General features: G+C 67.2%; 16 protein-coding genes and 2 tRNA genes. 3 read left to right on the forward strand and 15 right to left on the reverse strand.

The window, feature by feature from the left end; genetic code table 11:
• From QI450_RS10135 to leuC, 5 genes are all read right to left on the reverse strand, one after another.
• On the reverse strand, positions 1 to 1,053 hold the full coding sequence (locus QI450_RS10135) for an NAD(P)H-dependent glycerol-3-phosphate dehydrogenase (RefSeq protein WP_226776200.1): 1,053 nt from the start codon (positions 1,051 to 1,053) through the stop codon (positions 1 to 3).
• Positions 1,050 to 1,859 carry a lysophospholipid acyltransferase family protein gene (locus tag QI450_RS10140; protein WP_226776201.1) on the reverse strand — a complete coding sequence of 270 codons (810 nt, stop codon included), beginning with the start codon at positions 1,857 to 1,859 and terminating at the stop codon, positions 1,050 to 1,052. Before QI450_RS10140 ends, QI450_RS10135 begins: the two co-directional genes overlap by 4 nt.
• A gap of 11 nt (positions 1,860 to 1,870) precedes the next feature.
• Complete coding sequence (murA, locus tag QI450_RS10145; RefSeq protein WP_226776202.1) at positions 1,871 to 3,196, reverse strand: UDP-N-acetylglucosamine 1-carboxyvinyltransferase; 1,326 nt, start codon at positions 3,194 to 3,196, stop codon at positions 1,871 to 1,873.
• 153 nt (positions 3,197 to 3,349) lie between these two features.
• Positions 3,350 to 3,952: a 3-isopropylmalate dehydratase small subunit gene (gene leuD, locus QI450_RS10150; protein WP_226776203.1), complete on the reverse strand. Its 603-nt coding sequence runs from the start codon at positions 3,950 to 3,952 to the stop codon at positions 3,350 to 3,352.
• 42 nt (positions 3,953 to 3,994) lie between these two features.
• Complete coding sequence (gene leuC / locus QI450_RS10155; protein WP_226776204.1) at positions 3,995 to 5,449, reverse strand: 3-isopropylmalate dehydratase large subunit; 1,455 nt, start codon at positions 5,447 to 5,449, stop codon at positions 3,995 to 3,997.
• 126 nt (positions 5,450 to 5,575) lie between these two features.
• Between leuC and QI450_RS10160 the strand changes: the two genes are divergently transcribed.
• Both QI450_RS10160 and QI450_RS10165 read left to right on the forward strand, forming a co-directional pair.
• Positions 5,576 to 6,295: an IclR family transcriptional regulator gene (locus tag QI450_RS10160; protein WP_226776205.1), complete on the forward strand. Its 720-nt coding sequence runs from the start codon at positions 5,576 to 5,578 to the stop codon at positions 6,293 to 6,295.
• 17 nt (positions 6,296 to 6,312) lie between these two features.
• Positions 6,313 to 6,849, forward strand: coding sequence for a DUF1697 domain-containing protein (locus QI450_RS10165; protein ID WP_226776206.1), 537 nt, complete (start codon positions 6,313 to 6,315; stop codon positions 6,847 to 6,849).
• Between the two features lie 69 nt (positions 6,850 to 6,918).
• On the opposite strand, the gene QI450_RS10170 is transcribed toward QI450_RS10165, so the two are convergent.
• The 7 genes from QI450_RS10170 to QI450_RS10200 all read right to left on the reverse strand — a co-directional run bounded on the left by QI450_RS10170 (position 6,919) and on the right by QI450_RS10200 (position 13,744).
• Positions 6,919 to 8,535 carry a GTPase gene (locus tag QI450_RS10170; RefSeq protein WP_226776207.1) on the reverse strand — a complete coding sequence of 539 codons (1,617 nt, stop codon included), beginning with the start codon at positions 8,533 to 8,535 and terminating at the stop codon, positions 6,919 to 6,921.
• Positions 8,532 to 10,277, reverse strand: a complete 1,746-nt coding sequence (locus QI450_RS10175) for a dynamin family protein (protein WP_282468001.1) — start codon at positions 10,275 to 10,277, stop codon at positions 8,532 to 8,534. Before QI450_RS10175 ends, QI450_RS10170 begins: the two co-directional genes overlap by 4 nt.
• Positions 10,278 to 10,373: 96 nt before the next feature.
• Positions 10,374 to 10,446, reverse strand: a tRNA-Glu gene (locus QI450_RS10180).
• A 131-nt stretch (positions 10,447 to 10,577) separates the two neighbouring features.
• Positions 10,578 to 10,649 (reverse strand) — tRNA-Gln (locus tag QI450_RS10185).
• A gap of 131 nt (positions 10,650 to 10,780) precedes the next feature.
• Positions 10,781 to 11,527 carry an HAD family hydrolase gene (locus QI450_RS10190; protein WP_226776209.1) on the reverse strand — a complete coding sequence of 249 codons (747 nt, stop codon included), beginning with the start codon at positions 11,525 to 11,527 and terminating at the stop codon, positions 10,781 to 10,783.
• A gap of 2 nt (positions 11,528 to 11,529) precedes the next feature.
• Complete coding sequence (gene gltX, locus QI450_RS10195) at positions 11,530 to 13,062, reverse strand: glutamate--tRNA ligase (RefSeq protein ID WP_226776210.1); 1,533 nt, start codon at positions 13,060 to 13,062, stop codon at positions 11,530 to 11,532.
• A gap of 79 nt (positions 13,063 to 13,141) precedes the next feature.
• Positions 13,142 to 13,744, reverse strand: a complete 603-nt coding sequence (locus QI450_RS10200) for a TetR/AcrR family transcriptional regulator (RefSeq protein ID WP_226776211.1) — start codon at positions 13,742 to 13,744, stop codon at positions 13,142 to 13,144.
• 84 nt (positions 13,745 to 13,828) lie between these two features.
• Between QI450_RS10200 and QI450_RS10205 the strand changes: the two genes are divergently transcribed.
• Complete coding sequence (locus tag QI450_RS10205) at positions 13,829 to 14,608, forward strand: SDR family NAD(P)-dependent oxidoreductase (protein ID WP_226776241.1); 780 nt, start codon at positions 13,829 to 13,831, stop codon at positions 14,606 to 14,608.
• A 22-nt stretch (positions 14,609 to 14,630) separates the two neighbouring features.
• Here the strand turns inward: QI450_RS10205 and QI450_RS10210 are convergent, their stop codons facing one another.
• From QI450_RS10210 to QI450_RS10220, 3 genes are all read right to left on the reverse strand, one after another.
• The gene (locus QI450_RS10210; protein WP_226776212.1) at positions 14,631 to 15,407 is read right to left on the reverse strand and encodes a fumarylacetoacetate hydrolase family protein; all 777 of its coding nucleotides are present in this window, start codon (positions 15,405 to 15,407) and stop codon (positions 14,631 to 14,633) included.
• Positions 15,408 to 15,533: 126 nt separating this feature from the next.
• A complete protein-coding gene (locus tag QI450_RS10215; RefSeq protein ID WP_226776213.1) occupies positions 15,534 to 16,325 on the reverse strand; it encodes an MBL fold metallo-hydrolase in 792 nt (263 codons plus the stop codon).
• A 140-nt stretch (positions 16,326 to 16,465) separates the two neighbouring features.
• Positions 16,466 to 17,578 (reverse strand): branched-chain amino acid aminotransferase, encoded by a 1,113-nt coding sequence (locus QI450_RS10220; RefSeq protein WP_282360376.1) that lies wholly within the window; start codon positions 17,576 to 17,578, stop codon positions 16,466 to 16,468.
• Positions 17,579 to 17,648: the final 70 nt, after the last annotated feature.

Consider the following 17,648-nt stretch of genomic DNA (forward strand, 5'->3'; position numbering starts at 1 on the left):
TCAGTAATCGCCTTCAGGTTTCAGATCACGGGAGAGCAGCAGCGGCCCCAGTTCATCAACGGACAGTTTTCCGGCCAGGACGGCAACTACTGCCGCGGTGATTGGCATCTCGACGCCGAGTTTACCCGCCAGCTCGTGAACGGCCTGCGCCGACTTGATCCCCTCGGCGGTCTGCGTCATTTCAGCTGCCACCTCATCCAGGGTCAGTCCTCTGCCCAGCAGCCGTCCGGCCGTGTGGTTCCGTGACAACGGCGAGGAACAGGTAGCCACGAGGTCGCCAAGACCGGCCAGTCCGGCCATCGTCTGCGCCTCGCCGCCCAGCGCCAGGGACAGCCTGGAGGTCTCCGCGAGGCCGCGGGTGATCACCGATGCCTTGGTGTTATCCCCCATTTGCTTGCCCTCGCAGATTCCGACGGCCAGGGCGATGATGTTCTTGACGATCCCGCCGATTTCGACGCCGACGACGTCGGCCGTGGTGTACGGGCGGAAATACGGCGCCGTGCAGCTGCGCGCGATCCAGCCGGCCGCCGCCGCGTCCGAGCAGGCCACCACCGAGGCGGTGGGCTCTTCCCGGGCGATCTCCATCGCCAGGTTGGGGCCGGAGACCACGGCGATCCGGTCCGCGGGAATGCCGAGTTCAGCAGAGATTACTTCGCTCATCCGGGCATCGGAGTGGAGCTCGAGTCCCTTCATCAGGGACACCACCAGGGCGCCCGGCGGTATCAGGGCCGCCCATTCGCGCAGCTGCGGCCGCAGCGTCTGTGCGGGTACGGCCAGGACCACCAGCTCCGCGCCGGCGAGAACCTCGGCGACGTCGGTAAACGCGGTGATGCTGGAGGGAAGCGCAATTTCCTTGAGGTACTGCTCATTACGGTGCTTCAGGTTAATCTGTTCCACCACCGCGTTGCGGCGGCCCCACAGCCGGATTTCCCGCTCAACGCCGGAGGCCGCGGCGGCATCTGCGAGGATCTTGGCGAAGGTGGTTCCCCAGGATCCGGCTCCGAGGACAGCCACCCGGCTGGCGGAAGACAGGGCGCGGGTATCCGCCGTCATGCGGCGCCGTCCGCGTCGGTGGACGTTCCGGCGTCGGGTCGGCTGCCTGCTGCGCCACCTGTTTGGTCGCCGCCTGCGACGAAGCGGCCGTGCGTGGTCTGGTTGTGCGCCGAAGGATCCCAGCGGACCAGCGGGGGCTGCCCGCCGCGGAGGGTGGCCAGGAGTTCCGTAACGGAGTCCATGATCACGTTGGTCGCCTCCGCGAGGGTGGCCTTGTCCAGCGGCCGGCCCGCAAAGGCGCTGAGGTCCACGGGATCGCCCACCACCAGGCGGGAGGTCTTCCGCGGAAAGACATGGAACCGCTTGGCGTAGCGGGGAAGGACCTCGTGTGCCCCCCAATGAGCCATGGGCACCACAGGTATCCCGCCCTCCAGCGCCATACGCGCCGCGCCGGTGTGTCCCTTCATCGGCCACAACTCAGGATCCCGGGTCAGGGTCCCTTCGGGATAGATCACGATGGCGCCGCCCTCGTTCACAACGTCCCGGGCAATCTGCAGCGAGCGGTTGGCACCAGCCGAGGACCGCTCCACCGGGATTTGTTTGGTGGCGCGCAGCACGAATCCCAGCACCGGCACCTTAAAAAGGCCCTCCTTGGCCAGAAAGTGCGGCATCCGCTTCTGGTTGTAAAGCATGTGCCCCACCACCAGCGGATCGATTTCGGTGCAGTGGTTGGGAGCCGCAATAAAGCCGCCGGCGGGAAGCTTCTCCAGCCCGATCCATTGCTTGCGCATCAACAGGTTCATGACGGGCCGGACAATTCCGGCAACAAAGACAAAGGTGGTGTGGCTCTTGGCGGTTTCCTTCACGTGGTCCCCCGCTACCCGGCTGAAGTGATGTCGAAGTCCGCGCCCAGGCCGGCGAGCTTTTCGGTGAAGCGCTCGTAGCCGCGGTTAATAATGTCGATTCCGGTGACCCGCGAAGTGCCATTCGCAGCCAGCGCAGCGATCAGGTGGCTGAATCCGCCCCGCAGGTCCGGGACGTCAATGTCGGCACCGGTCAGCTGGGTGGGGCCGGAAATGACGGCCGAGTGCAGGAAGTTGCGCTGGCCAAACCGGCACGGCACACTGCCAAGGCATTCGCGGTGGACCTGGATGTTGGCGCCCATCCGGATCAGCGCGTCGGTGAAGCCGAAACGGTTCTCGTACACGGTTTCATGCACGATTGACACGCCCTCGGCCTGGGTCAGCGCAACGATCAGAGGCTGCTGCCAGTCGGTCATAAACCCGGGGTGCACGTCCGTCTCCAGGACCAGCGGGTTGAGCTTGCCGCCCTTGTGATAGAACCGGATGCCGTCGTCGCCGATGTCCATCCCGCCGCCGACCTTGCGGTAGGTGTTCAGGAACGTCATCATGTCCCGCTGGGTGGCGCCCTCGACGAAGATGTCCCCCTTCGTCACCAGCGCCGCTGAGGCCCAGGAGGCAGACTCGTTGCGGTCCGAGAGGGCGCGGTGGTTGTAGCCGCCAAGGTCCGGGACGCCTTCGATCCGGATGGTGCGGTCGGTCTGGACGCTGATGATGGCGCCCATCTTTTGCAGCACGGCGATGAGGTCCACTACCTCCGGCTCGGTGGCAGCACCGGAAAGCTCCGTGATGCCCTCGGCCCTTGTGGCGCTCAGCAGGACCTGCTCGGTGGCTCCAACGGAGGGATACGGCAGGGAAATCTTGGCGCCCTTGAGACCGTCCGGCGCTGAAATGTGGATGCCGCCGGGACGCTTTTCCACCACGGCGCCGAAGTGACGGAGCACGTTCAGGTGGTAGTCGATGGGTCGGTCGCCGATCTTGCAGCCGCCCAAATCCGGGATAAAGGCCTCGCCGATCGCGTGGATCAGGGGCCCGCAGAGCAGGATCGGGATGCGTGAATCGCCGGCATGGGCGTCGATGGCGGTGCTCGAGGCGGTTTTGGCGCCCTTCGGGTCGAGGGTCAGGTCCCCGGTGATGGGGTCCTTCTCAACCGTGACGCCGTGGAGTTGGAGCAGGCTGGTGACAACCTCAACGTCCTTGATCTCGGGGACGTTGCGCAGCACGGAGGGCTCATTGCCCAGCAGGGCAGCCACCATTGCTTTGGGGACAAGATTCTTGGCCCCGCGCACGGTGACGCGGCCAGTCAGCGGGACGCCTCCGCGGATTGTCAGAACACTACTCATGTACGGCTTTCCTCACGACTACTCGCCCCCAAAACCTTCCAAAGGCACCTGCTAAGCATAGGAGCTTGCGTTACCGATCTGAAATACGGGGTGTGCCGCTCCTTCCCGGCCGCACCGTTCACCGGAATCGAATCCGGCGTCGGGCTCGGCGGGTCAGGACATCTTGGCCGGCAACGTCTTGGGCATAAATGCGGGACGGGTGGCCTCGAAAGCGGTGATGTCTTCCTCGTGCTTGAGGGTCAGCCCGATGTCGTCCAGGCCCTCAAGCAGGCGCCACCGGGTGTAGTCGTCGATCTCAAACGGGGCCACAATATTGCCGCAGATCACGGTCTTGGAGACGAGGTCCACGGTGACTTCGGTGCCGGGCGCGTTCTCCAGTTCCTTCCAGATCAGTTCAATGTCGTCCTGGGCGAGTTCGGCGGCGAGCAGGCCTTGCTTGCCGGAGTTGCCGCGGAAGATGTCGGCGAAGCGTGAGGAAAGTACGGTCTTGAAGCCGTAGTCCTTAAGTGCCCAGACGGCGTGCTCCCGGGAGGACCCGGTACCGAAGTCAGGCCCGGCCACCAGCACCGAACCGGCATTAAAAGGTTCCTGGCTGAGGATGAACGCCGGGTCCTTGCGCCAGCCGGCAAAGAGGGCATCTTCGAAACCGGTGCGCGTGATGCGTTTGAGGTAGACGGCGGGGATGATCTGGTCTGTGTCGACGTTGCTTTGGCGCAGCGGGACGCCGATGCCGGTGTGGGTGGTGAACTTTTCCATGGCGGATCCTTCTAGGCTGTGTGGATCAGTGACTGTCGGAAGCTACGCGGCATCGGCGCTCAGGGCCGCGGACTCGGGCGCAGGTTCCAGGTCCGACGGCGAGCTTAGGGTGCCGCGCACGGCGGTCGCGGCCGCCACCACCGGGGAGACCAGGTGGGTGCGTCCGCCCTTGCCCTGCCGGCCCTCGAAGTTGCGGTTCGAGGTGGAGGCGCAGCGCTCCCCCGGTTCCAGCTGGTCCGGGTTCATACCCAGGCACATCGAGCAGCCGGCGAAGCGCCATTCGGCGCCGAAGTCCTTAAAGACCTTGTCCAGGCCCTCGGCCTCGGCCTCGAGGCGAACGCGGGCGGAGCCGGGCACCACAAGCATCCGGATGTTGGGGTCCTTGGTGCGGCCGCGGATGATGTCCGCGGCCGCACGGAGGTCCTCCATCCGGGAGTTGGTGCAGGATCCCAAGAACACCGTGTCGACGCGGATGTCCTTCATCGAGGTGCCGGCTTCCAGGCCCATGTACTGCAGCGCACGTTCCGCCGCAGCCTTGGCATTCTCGTCGCCGAAGTCCTCGGGCGAGGGCACCTTCGCGGACAAGGACACACCCTGGCCCGGGTTGGTCCCCCAGGTTACAAACGGTTCCAGGGTGTCGGCGTCGAGGTCCACTTCGAGGTCGAAGCTCGCGTCATCCTCCGTGCGCAGAGTGTTCCAGTAATCGACGGCGGCATCCCACTCGGCGCCCTGGGGTGCGTGCGGACGGCCGAACATGTAGTCGTAAGTCGTCTGGTCCGGGGCGACGAGTCCGGCGCGGGCGCCGGCTTCGATGGACATGTTGCAGATGGTCATCCGGGCTTCCATGGACAGTGCCCGGATTGCGGAGCCGCGGTATTCGAGCACGTAGCCCTGACCGCCGCCGGTGCCGATCTTGGCGATGACGGCCAGGATGATGTCCTTCGCGGACACCCCGGGGCGCAGTGCGCCCTCGACGTTGATGGCCATGGTCTTGAACGGCTTCAGGGACAGCGTCTGGGTCGCCATCACATGTTCCACCTCGGAGGTGCCGATGCCCATCGCCAGGGCGCCAAAGGCCCCGTGGGTGGAGGTGTGCGAGTCGCCGCAGACCACCGTCATGCCAGGCTGGGTGAGGCCCAGCTGCGGGCCCACCACATGCACGATGCCCTGTTCGGCGTCCCCCAGGGAGTGCAGCCGGACACCAAATTCCTTGCAGTTGTTGCGCAGGGTCTGGATCTGCGTGCGGCTGGTGAGATCGGCAATTGGCTTGTCGATGTCCAGCGTCGGCGTGTTGTGGTCCTCGGTGGCGATGGTGAGATCGGGCCGGCGAAGCGGACGCCCGGCCAGCCGGAGCCCTTCGAAGGCCTGCGGGGAGGTCACTTCGTGCACCAGGTGGAGGTCAATGAAGAGAAGGTCTGGCTGGGCGTTGACTCCTTCGCCGTCGCCTTTGCGCACCACGTGCGCGCCCCAGACTTTCTCGGCCAGTGTCTTTGCCACGGCCTGCTCCCTTCACTGCGGTATTTTCGTACGTAACTGCTTGTTCCCACCACTGAATCAGCCCGCCCGCGTCCTGCGCCAGCGCGTTGACTTGCATCTCAGATAATGAGACGGCAATATCATTACATGGACAATTCTAGTGGAGTCGGTGTCATCGATAAAGCCGCCCATGTGCTTGACGCACTTGAGGCAGGCCCAACCACCCTGGCGCAGCTTGTTGCCGCCACGGGACTGGCTCGGCCCACCGTGCACCGGCTGGCGCTGGCGCTGGTCCATCACCGGCTGGTGAGCCGCGACATCCAGGGCCGCTTTGTGCTCGGCAGCCGCCTTGTGGAGCTGGCCTCCGCGGCCGGTGAGGACCGCCTGATCGCCTCCGCCGGGCCTGTCCTGATGCAGTTGCGCGACGCCACCGGTGAGAGCGCCCAGATTTTCCGCAGGCAGGGTGAGTGGCGCGTCTGCGTGGCCTCCGCCGAACGGCCCATCGGCCTGCGCGACACCATTCCCGTCGGCACCCAGCTGTCCATGAAGGCCGGTTCCGCCGCCCAGGTGCTCCTCGCCTGGGAGGACCATGACCGGCTCCTTGAAGGTCTGCAGGCCGCCCGTTTCACCCCCACCGTCCTGGCCGGGGTTCGGCGCCGCGGCTGGGGCCAGAGCCTCGGCGAACGCGAGCCGGGCGTGGCCTCCGTTTCGGCCCCTGTCCGCGGTCCGTCCGGCCGGGTGATCGCGGCAGTGTCGATCTCCGGTCCGATTGAACGCCTGACCCGCCAGCCCGGCCGGCTGCACGCCGAGGTGGTCTGCAACGCCGCCCGGGTGCTGACCGAGGCGCTGCGCAAAACCAGCGACTAGCGGCATAGGCTGTGCGCATGAGCAGTTATGCGGTGTTCCTGCGCGGGGTCAACGTCGGCGGCATCACCATAAAAATGGCCGAGCTGAAGCAGGCCCTCGCGTCCCGCCCGTTTTCGGACGTGAAAACGCTCCTGGCCAGCGGAAATGTTGTGCTCTCAAGCGAGCTGCCCGCCGTCGGCGTCAAAACGGAATTCGAGGCCTGCCTCCGGGAGGGGTTTGATTACGACGCCTGGGTGGTGGTTTTGCCAGCGGACCGCGTGGGCGAGCTGGTGGCGGCGTGCCCCTACCCCGCGGACGACGCAACCACCCATACCTATCTCACGCTGGGCTCGGACCTCGGGGTGCTTGCCGAGCTGCATGCGGCCGGCCAGGCCCTGGACGGCGCACAGCTAACCGAGCTGGGACCGGAAGCCTTGGCGTGGTTGGCACCCGCCGGCGGCACCCTGGACAGTCCGTTCAGCAAGCTGTCCGCGAAGCCGAAGTACAAGGCCTCCACCACCACGCGCAACCTGCGCACCATGATCAAGGTCCGCGACGCCGCGGCACTGCTGTAGGCGGTTCAGTTAGGGGCGGGTCGGTTGACCGCCCGGCGCAGCGGCAGGTCCAGCATCCCTTGAAAGCGGTTAGCGAGCAGCCGCCTGCAGTGCCTTGTTAAAAGACCCCAGTCGGCTAACCTCAAGTTCCACAGGCTCAACAACCAGATCCGCCGCCACGGCAGCGACGGCAGCTTCGAGTCGTTTCCGGGCCGCTGAGCCCCGCGCCCGTGCGGCAGCGCCGGCGACGAACTTCGCCACGACGGCCAGGACAATCCCGAGCAGCGCCCCGCCGGCGACCATCACTGTCGGCACCGGCCAGCCCTGCACCAGCGGGACCGCCGGCACGGGAAGCTGCAAGTAGCCCAGCGCCGCGAGCACGCCGAGCCAGGCGAAACCGCCGAGCGCCGTCAGCAATGCCAGCCACTGCAGGATGTTAAACGGCATCCACCACCAGGCCTTGCGTCCGGCCTTCAGCTCGGTGCCCGCGATGGCCTGGTCCAGCGCGTCCGGAAGCCGGTCCCGGCCCTCACGGGCCGCGCCGCGGATGACGGCCCGCCAAGGGCCGGGGGCGCCGTCGGATGCTGCATCGGCAAATTCGCGGACCGCGGCATCAGTGCGGGCCCGCTCCGGGGCGCCCGCCGGCGGCAGCGAGGTGCGGTTCACGTCCGGCCTGGCGCCCTCCCGGCGCAGGTTCAGCCGCCTGAGCGGATCGGGCCGGAACCTGACCAGCCAGCGGGTGACGGGCCAGCCCGTGCGGCGGGTCGACTCCAACCGGTAGGACCGGACGACGGCGTCCACGACGACCGGGACGTTAGCGGCAACTGCCAGTTCCGCCGCCAGCCGAGACGTTGACGCAGCGTTGACCCCGGCCGCCCCGCCTTGCCCGGACGATTCGGCAAGCACCGCTGCGGCCCGGGTAACGTCCGCGGCGAGGCGCTGCGACTGGGCCTTCCGCTGCGTGGCCACCTGCCGAATGGCGGCCCGGACTGCGTCCACACCGGTGCCCACGACGGCGGAGGCACCAAGGACCTGCACCTTCCCCAGCCCGTCCCGCGCCAGGATGCCTTTGAGTGATTCCAACACCGGGGCAATGTCCCGGTCCGGGAGCCGGTCGATCTGGTTGAGCACCACGAGGGTGACGGCGCCGTGGGAGGCCAAGGGGCTGAGGAAGTCATTATGCACCGCGGCGTCCGCGTACTTTTGCGGATCGAGCACCCAAACGAGGACGTCGACGAGTCCCACCATCCGCTCAACGATCTGACGGTTGGCAGCCCGGGTGGAGTCGAAGTCCGGAAGGTCCAGCAGGATCAGGCCCGTGCCCTCGTCGGCGAAAGCGGGGACCGGGCTGGCGTGGTGCCGATTCCGGACCTCCAGCCAGTCCAAAAGCTCTTCGCTGCCCTCGGCTCCCCAGATGCCGGCGAGCGGTTCGGAGGTCGTAGGCCGACGGGCGGCTGCCGTCGCAATTTCCTCCCCGCTGACAGCGTTGAAGAGGGAGGACTTACCGCTGCCCGTCGCTCCGAAGAATCCGACCACTGTGTGCTCCGCAGAGAGGGAGCGCCGTGAGCTCGCCCGCTCCAGCACCTGCAGCACACTGTCCAGGACCTCCTCGGGGAGCGCCCCGGCTGCCAGTTCGCGCGCTTCGTTCAATGCCATAAGCCTGCGGTCCAGCCGGGTGGCCTCGGCGGCCGCGCCGTGGCGGCTCATGCGGAGGCCGCCAGCCGGCGGAGCGCCGCGGCCTGGCCGGCGAGCACCGCGGGATCGATTCCGCCGGAGAGGTCAAGCCGGTCCAGGAATCGCTGCTGTTCGTCCCGGAGCAGGACCTGGCAGCGTGCGTGGAGGTCCTCCCGGGCCGTCTTGGCCAGCCGGCGGACGGCGTCTTCGCCAAACACCGCTTCGAGCAGCCGCTGACCGGCTATTGCGGTACCGCCTGCGACGCCGACCTCCAGCCCGGTCAGCCCTGCAGTCATGGAGAACACCACGATCATGAGGGCGGCGCCGAGCCCGTTGATGCCAAAGGACAACCAGCGGGCCTGCGTGCGTTTGCCTTGGCCCTCGGTCCGGATCAGTTCCATAAGGCTCCCCTGCCAGGCCCGAATTTCGGCAGCAGCCTTTTCGGCGAAGCCATCCGAGGTGCCGGAGAGGTCATCGCTGCCCAGCAGCTGGCGGCCGGCAGGATCGGAGCGCCAGCGCCCGTCCGCGTCATCGCCGGCGTTGGCGGCCTCATCGATAATAACGGCCTGTAAGCCGGTCTCGATCGCCGTCTCCACCCGCACTGCCGGTGCCGGTTCGCCCCGGAAGAACGCGGCGGCCCGGTCACGGAACCGGCCAATGTTCTGCTCCATTGCCCGGAAAAACTCGCCGGTGCCGACAAAGTCCTGCCAGCGGGCCAGGACCTCGCCGCGGAGCAGGGCGCCGTCCCGGGTGGCCTCCAGGATCCTGGCCACGGCGTCCCGGTAGGCGTCACGGGCGTCACCTGCCAGGACGTCAGCGGCATGTTCCTGATCTTCGGCTGCCTGCGCCGCCGCCTCGATACGGTCCGCCAGGGCCTTGACAGTTCCGTTGAGGGTCCGCCGGGCGATGCCGGCACGCCCGGCGGCGTCCGCGGCGATTTCCTGCAGCCAGCGCCGCAATGGCTCGACGGCGGCGGCCGGAAGCATCCCCATCCCGTCCAGTTCCGCTTCGGGTACAACGAAGAGGCGGGCCCCGCCGAGGCCTTCCCGGCTGAGCATGGACTGCAGGTCCGCGCTGACCTCGGCTTCGGCGGCGGCCGGGACCCGGTCCAGGACCACGGCAACCATAATGTCCCGCGAGGCCGCGTCCAGCAGCAGGCGCCACGGGACGGCGTCGGCATAGCGGTTGGCGGTGGTGACAAAGACCCACAGGTCGGCCGCCGCCAGCAACTGGCTGGCCAGCTTGCGGTTGTCAGCGGAAATCGAGTCGACGTCGGGCGCATCCAGCAGCGCGATTCCCTGCGGCACCGCCGTGTCGGCGAGCAGGACGAGGGAGCTGACCGTTGCGGCGTCCGGGGTGGGACCGGCCTGAGTGGCGGGCAGCGGCGCAGCGTTGAGCGTGCCGCGGATCCGGCTCAGGCTCGGCAGCACCCGCTGGTCCTCGAACCAGCGCCCGTCCGCGGGGTGGTGCAGCAGGATGGGCTGGCGGGTGGTGGGCCGGATGGCGCCGGCGCGGGTGACGGCATGGCCCACGAGCCCGTTGACGAGGGTCGATTTCCCGGCACCGGTAGACCCGCCGACGACGGCGAGGAGCGGCGCGTCCAGGCTGCGGTAGCGCGGCAGGATGTAGTCCTCGAGCTGGGCGAGGGCGTTGCGGATGTCACGCCGGGCGTCATCGGCGCCGGGCAGGGCCAGCGTCAGCACGGTTGCAGCCAGGTCGCGATGGACGGCTTCCAGCAGTTCAATGCCCGGGCCGGAGGTATTGTCGGAGCTCACGGTTTCATCATGCCAGTTCAGGCGCGTCCCGATGGATGCTGGGGCCCCGGACAACGAAAAACGGCCCCGGGCTGTTGCCCGGGACCGTTATATCTGTGACCCCAGCGGGATTCGAACCCGCGTTACCGCCGTGAGAGGGCAGCGTACTAGGCCGCTATACGATGGGGCCGCGTACTCTCCAGAACGGCATTGCTGCCATTCGCGCTAAGCAATTATTTCATACACTCAGCAAGTGTTTCAAACCGGCCGTACCGGTTCAAAACTCCTGATAATCCGCGGATTTCCGAGGAATTTTCAGAGCTGGGATACCAGGACTCGAACCTAGAATGACGGTACCAGAAACCGTAGTGTTGCCAATTACACCATATCCCAATGGAACTTGCGGGCCGGATCCTTGGGTCAAAACCCGCGCTCCCGGCGCCTCAGCACGAGTAATTACTCTACCCGAGACTTTCCGTCTGTACAAATCGAGGCGTCCGGCTCCCGGAATTAGCGGGAGCCGGCTACGCGAGCAGCTCCAGCAAGGTCCCGATTTCGCGGCCGGCAAAGCCCGGGGCAGGTTCCCCGCCGCGGTTCAGCCAGACGCCCAAGAGGCCGGCCGCCGTCGAACCGTCAGCGTCGAGGAGGCGGTTGTCCCCCACATACAGCGTCTCGCCGGCGCCGGAGCCGAGGCGCCGGACCCCCTCCAGGTAGATCGCCGGATCCGGCTTCGCCGCACCCACGGTGTCCGTCCCCACCAGCACGCCGATGCGCGCCAGGCCGGCGGCGTCCAGCTTGACCCGCTGGTAGTCGTGGACGTTATTGCTCACTGCCCCGTACGGAATCCCGGCGGCATCCAGCGCATCCAGGACCGGGGTGACGTCGTCGAAGGCGCGGATGTAGCCGTGCTGCCGGCTGGCGTAGGAACTGACCCAATGGTGGGCCTGCTCCCCCTCCGCCAGCTCCACGCCGAAATGTCCCAGCGCAGCCCGGCCCCGGAGCAGCCGCTGCTCGTTGAACGTCAGTTCCCCGGCCAGGTACCGGTCGTAAAAATGCGTGGTCTCGCGGGTGAAAATCCGCCCGAATTTCTCCCACCCGGCCTGGTCCAGTGCGGGCAACAGATGTTCGCTGACGTCGCGAAGGGCTGCCGTCATGGCGAACTCAAGGTCAACGAGGGTGTCGTCGATGTCGAAGAGTACGCCGCGGATGCCGTCCAGGCCGGCGGCCAGGGCGGCTGTCCGGGCGCCGGTGATTGCCTCAGGCGAGCCCATTATCAGCCGCGGAAAGCGCGCAGCCGGGCCAGGGACGAGTCCTTGCCCAGGATCACCATGGATTCGAACAAAGGCGGGGAGATCCGGCGGCCGGAGATGGCCGTGCGGACCGGACCGAAGGCCAGCCGCGGCTTAACCCCAAGTCCCTCCACCAGGGCTTCCTTGAGCGCCGGCTGAATGGTTTCCGCCGACCAGTCGGCCAGCGGTTCCAGGGCGGCCAGGGCGGCGTCGAGCACCTCGGTGAGGTTCTCCGGCAGTCCCTTGCGGGCGTCGTCGGCGACGTCGATGGCGTCGTCGTTCTTGAACAGGAAGGCGAGCATCTCGGGGGCCTCGCCCAGCAGCGAGATGCGCTCCTGGATCAGCGGGGCCGCCTCGGCGAGGATCTCCCCCTGGCGCGCGGTGAGCGTCTCGCCGACGAACCCGGCCGTGCGCAGGTACGGGACGAGCCGGGAGCGGAAGTCCTCGGCGTCGAGCATCCGGATGTGCGTGCCGTTGATGGCCTCGGCCTTTTTGATGTCAAAACGGGCCGGGTTGGCCAGGACGTCGTTGACGTCGAAGTGCTCGATCAGCTGCTCCACGGTGAAGATGTCCTCATCGGCGGAGAGGCTCCAGCCGAGCAGGGAAAGGTAGTTCAGCAGGCCCTCAGGGATAAAGCCGCGGTCCCGGAGCAGGAACAGGTTGGACTGCGGATCACGCTTGGAGAGCTTCTTGTTGCCCTCGCCCATCACGTAGGGCAGGTGGCCGAAGACCGGCAGGTAGCTGGCGACGCCGATGTCCATCAGCGCGCGGATCAGCACCACCTGGCGGGGTGTGGACGAAAGCAGGTCCTCGCCGCGGAGCACGTGGGTGATGCCCATCAGCGCGTCGTCGACGGGGTTGACCAGGGTGTACAGCGGCGATCCGTCGGCGCGGACGATCACGTAGTCCGGGATGCTGCCGGCCTTGAACGTGATCTCGCCGCGGACCATGTCGGTGAAAGTGACGTCCTCGTCCGGCATCCGGACACGGAGCACGGGCTGGCGGCCCGCAGCCTTGAACGCGGCCAGCTGCTCCTCAGAGAGCTCGCGGTCGAAGTTGTCGTAGCCGAGCTTGGGGTCGCGGCCGGCGGCGCGGTGGCGGGCCTCGACTTCGTCCGGTGAGGAGTAGCACTCATAGGCGTAGCCGGCCTCGACGAGCTTGGCGACGACGTCCTTGTACAGCTCAAGTCGCTGGGACTGGCGGTACGGCTCGTGCGGTCCGCCGACTTCCACGCCCTCCTCCCAGGTGATGCCGAGCCATTTAAGGGCCTCTAGCAGCTGCTGGTAGCTCTCCTCGGAGTCGCGCGCCGCGTCCGTGTCCTCGATGCGGAACACGAAGGTGCCCTTGGTGTGCCGGGCGTGGGCCCAGTTGAAGAGGGCGGTGCGGATCAGGCCGACGTGCGGGGTGCCGGTGGGTGACGGGCAGAATCGGACACGGACCGGAGTGTCTGCGGTGACTTCGCTGGTCACGCTGGGGGCGGAGCTGGAGACGGCGTCAGGCGCGGAGGGAGTAATCATAGTGTTACCAACATTACTGGTTGAGATTGGCTCGGGACCAACCCAACGCTGGTGCTGCCGGCTCCACCGGGTGTGATTCTTAGGCAGGCAAGCGCAGCACGTCCAGGGCGGAGAGCAGATACGGGACGGGATCGGGGTCAGTTCCTGCCGCCCACTGCATCCACGCTTCAAAGGTCGCACCAAGGTAGGCGGCGCTCAGATAGTTCGCCGTGTCCGCGCGGACGCCGCGGGCGACGAGGTAGAGCCGTGCCCGCTCGCGTTGGGGTTTCAGGCGGTCATAGCTCCGGCTCGCCAGTTCGGTGTGCTCGGCGATCAGGCGCAGGCGCCCGCGCGAGACGGAGAGATCCGGAATCACCGCCACCCCGGCGACCGCGGCCGCCCGCAGCCCGGCCAGGATGTCGCCGTCGGACGGGGACAGTGCCCCGGCCTGTTCCAGTACCCGTCCCGACGCCTCGACCACCGGCTCCATTCCGCCCCAAATGAGATCGGCCTTGGAGGAAAAGTACCGGTACAGGCTCTTCCGGCCCACTCCCGCCTCGCGGGCGATGTCCTCCATGGAAGTGCGCTCATAGCCCCGCCCGGCGAACAGCCGCAGGGCGATCGCCGCGACAGCCTCCGGGTCGATCCGCACGGGACGCCCGCTGGAACGCGGCACGGCAGGCTGCGTTTTTTCCCCGGACATCACACCAGTATTCACCCTTTTATAATGACACAGCGTGTCATAAAGTGGGTGGTATTGCGATCCATCGACGTCCGGGAGGACAGCATGAGCAACGACGCATCATGGCAGGAAACCATTACGGCAGGCCGCTTCGAGGGCAAGACGGTGATCGTTACCGGGGCAGGATCCGGGATCGGCCAGGCTACCGCCCTGCGCATCGGCAGGGAGGGCGGCAGGGTTGTCGCGGCGGATATCAGCACCGAGCGCCTGGATGCCCTGGTGGCCGGGAACCCGGGCCTGGACCTGGTCCCGGTGGCCGGTGACATCTCGACGAACGAAGCCGTGGCCGCCGTCGTCGCTGCCGCGGGCGGCCGGGTGGATGCCCTGGCCAACGTCGCGGGCATCATGGACAACTTCGCCCCGATCCACGAGGTGGACGACGTCATCTGGGAGCGCGTCTTCCGAATCAACGTCACCGCCACCATGCGCCTGACCCGGGCCGTACTGCCCCTGATGCTGGAAGCAGGCTCCGGATCCGTGGTCAACGTCGCCTCCGAGGCCGGCCTGCGCGGCTCCGCCGCCGGAGCCGCCTACACCGCGTCCAAACACGCCGTTATTGGCCTGACGAAGAACTCCGCCGTGATGTACGGGCCAAAGGGACTGCGCTTCAACGCCGTCGCGCCCGGCGCCACCCTCACCAACATAGAAGCCATCTGGGGTTCCCAGCTGGCCGCCGAGCGCCTCGGGCCGCTGATGGGTGCGAACATTCCCGCGCCCGCCACCGCAGCCCAGCTGGCCGCATCCATCACCTTTCTGCTGAGCGAGGACGGCACCAACCTCAACGGCGCCGTCCTGGCCTCCGACGGCGGCTGGTCCGCCGTCTAGGAGCGCGGCGTTTCAGCTCCGGCTAGCGGCGGACCACAGGGTTGGAGAGGCGGCCGATGCCCTCGATCTCTACCTCGAAACGGTCGCCTGCCTCCACGAGCCCGACGCCTGCAGGGGTGCCGGTCATAATAACGTCGCCCGGCAGCAGGGTGAAGGCCTGCGAGACGATGGAGACGAGTTCGCGGACTCCGCGGATCATCTGACTGGTGCTGCCGTCCTGGCGCAACTCGCCGTTGAGGCGGCCCTGGATCTGCAGGTCCTCGGTGTTCAGCTCGGTCTCGATCCACGGCCCCAGCGGTGCGGAAGTGTCGAAGCCCTTGGCCCGGGCCCACTGCAGGTCCGTCTTTTGGACGTCGCGGGCGGTGAGGTCGTTGCCGCAGGTGTAGCCGAAGATCACGTCGTCGACGCGTTCCTCCGGGACGTCCTTGCAGATCCGGCCGATCACAACGCAGAGCTCGGCCTCAAAGGAGACTTCCTCGGAGAACTCCGGCAGCACGATCGGGTCATTGGGCCCGACGACGGATGTGTTGGGCTTCAGGAAGAGCAGCGGCTGCTCAGGGACCTCGTTGCCAAGTTCCTTGGCGTGCTCGGCGTAGTTGCGGCCGACGCCGATGACCTTGCTGCGCGGGATGATCGGGGCCAGGAGGCGCACATCCTCCAGTTTGTGCCGGACGGCGGTTCGTTCCACGCCGTTGAAGAACGGGTCGCCGTTAATAACAGTGACTTCCTCACTGCCGGGCTCACCTTCAACAATGCCGTAGAGGGGATCAGAATCGACTACAAACCGGGCGATACGCATGGCTCCAAGCGTACCGTCTCCGGCAGGCCGGGTCGCGCGCCCTTCGTCACGATGCCGCACGTGCCATCACCCAACTGACTCGCAGCAGGGGTCGTTTTGAGGGCTGAAAACGGCCTTAGCTGCGAGCTAGTTGGGTGAGCTGCGCAGGTAGTGGAGTTGGGCCGCCACGGAGAGTTCCGCGGCGGACCGCACGGCGGGATCGACGTCGGCGTACACGGCGTCTGCCACCTCGCCCACGCCGGCGTTCGGGCCCAGGTTCTCGAGGGCCGAACGGATTTGCCCGAGACGGTCTTCGCGGTGGTCCCGGTAGGCGCGGACGATCGTGTCCAGGGCAGGCAGCGTGGGTCCGTGGGCCGGCAGGACGGTCGCCGGGCCCAGGCGTTCGAGCCGGTCCAGTGACGCCAGGTAGTCCCCCAAGGTGCCGTCAGGGTAGTCCAGGACCGTGGTTCCGAGGCCCAGGATCGTGTCGCCGGTGAGGACCGAGCCCCGGGCGCCGTCGTGCGGCAAATGGAAACAGACCGAGTCCGAGGTGTGGCCCGGCGTCGCCAGCACCCTGACCTCCGCCCCGGCGGCGTGGATAACTTCGCCGTCGACCAGCGGGCTTGCACCGTGGCAGTGGGCCGGATCCATGGCACGCACCGGGGCTCCGGTCAGTTCCGCGAACCGGCCGGCGGCTGCCGTGTGGTCCGCGTGCCGGTGCGTAATCAGGATAAGTTCGACGGCGCCGGCCCGGGCCAGGTCCTGCAGGTGCGGCTCATCCAGCGGGCCGGGGTCCACCACCACAGTGCCGGCCGCTCCGGGGCCGGCGATCACGTAGGAGTTGGTCCCGTGCAGGCTCATCGGCCCCGGGTTGGGGGCCAGCCTGAAGCGGGTCAGCTCTGAGCTGCGCACGATGGCGCGCGGGTTGTCCGGGATCACCGCACCATCTTGCCACCGAACCGTGCCGCTTACGAGTCCCCGCCAGGGGCGCAGCCGTGCCTGCCCGTGAACGCCGACGGCGGCCCGCACCGGAAGGTGGGGCCGCCGTCGAACGCTGCGTGTTGCCTGGCAGCTACCGCTTAGGCGAGGCGGGTCAGCCAGCCGTGGGTGTCTTCGATGGTGCCCGTTTGGATGCCGAGGAGCTGCTCGCGAATGGCCATGGTGGTCACACCCGCCGTGGCGGCCTCGGAGCCAATGAACTCCGTCTCGTCCTTGAGGACGCCGATGGGGGTGATGACGGCGGCGGTTCCGCAGGCGAAGACCTCGGCGATGTCGCCGGAGGCTACGCCGTCGCGCCATTCATCCAGGGTGATCTTGCGTTCGGTGACCTCGCGGCCCATGTCCTTGGCCACCTGGATGACGGACATGCGGGTGATGCCTTCGAGGATGGTTCCGCTCAGCGCCGGGGTGACCAGCGAGCCGTCCTTCATCACAAAGAACACGTTCATACCGCCGAGCTCTTCGACGGCGTTGTCATTGAACTGGTCCAGGAACAATACCTGCTTGCAGCCGTGGGACTCGGCTTCCTGCTGCGCGATCAGCGACGCGGCGTAGTTGCCGCCGCACTTCGCGGCTCCCGTTCCGCCGCGGCCTGCCCGGGCGTATTCGCGGGAGATCCAGATGGAGACCGGCTTGAGCTCGCCGCCGAAGTAATTGCCGGCCGGGGACGCGATGACGCGGAAGGAGACCTCACGGGCGGCGCGGACACCGAGGAACGCCTCCGTGGCGATCATAAACGGTCGCAGGTAGAGGGCTTCGCCGTCACCGGAGGGAACCCATTCCTTGTCCGCGGAGACGAGTTCGCGGATGGCGCCAAGGAAGTACTCTTCCGGAAGCTCCGGCAGTGCCAGGCGCCGGGCCGACTTGTTCAGCCGGGCGGCGTTGGCCTCGGGACGGAAGGTCCAGACGGAGCCGTCGGCGTGCCGGTAGGCCTTGAGTCCTTCGAAAATTTCCTGGCCGTAGTGGAGCACCGCCGCGGAGGGGTCCAGGGAGATGGGACCGTAAGCCTCAACCCGGGCATTGTGCCAGCCGCCCTGGCCCTGGGCGTCGACGCTGTAGTCAACGATGGCGGTGTGGTCGGTGAAATAGTCGCCGAATCCCGGGTTCGCCAGGACGGCAGCACGTTCTTCAGCGGACTTCGGGGTTGCCGAGAGCTGCTGGGTGAATTCGACGCCATGGGCAGTCTGAGTCATGGTTCCTCCACGGTCGGCTGCCTGGCGTGTGAACGTGGTTCAGCGTCGGACCACGGCAGCATATGGGTGA

This window comes from Arthrobacter sp. EM1 (assembly GCF_029964055.1).
GTDB lineage: Bacteria > Actinomycetota > Actinomycetes > Actinomycetales > Micrococcaceae > Arthrobacter.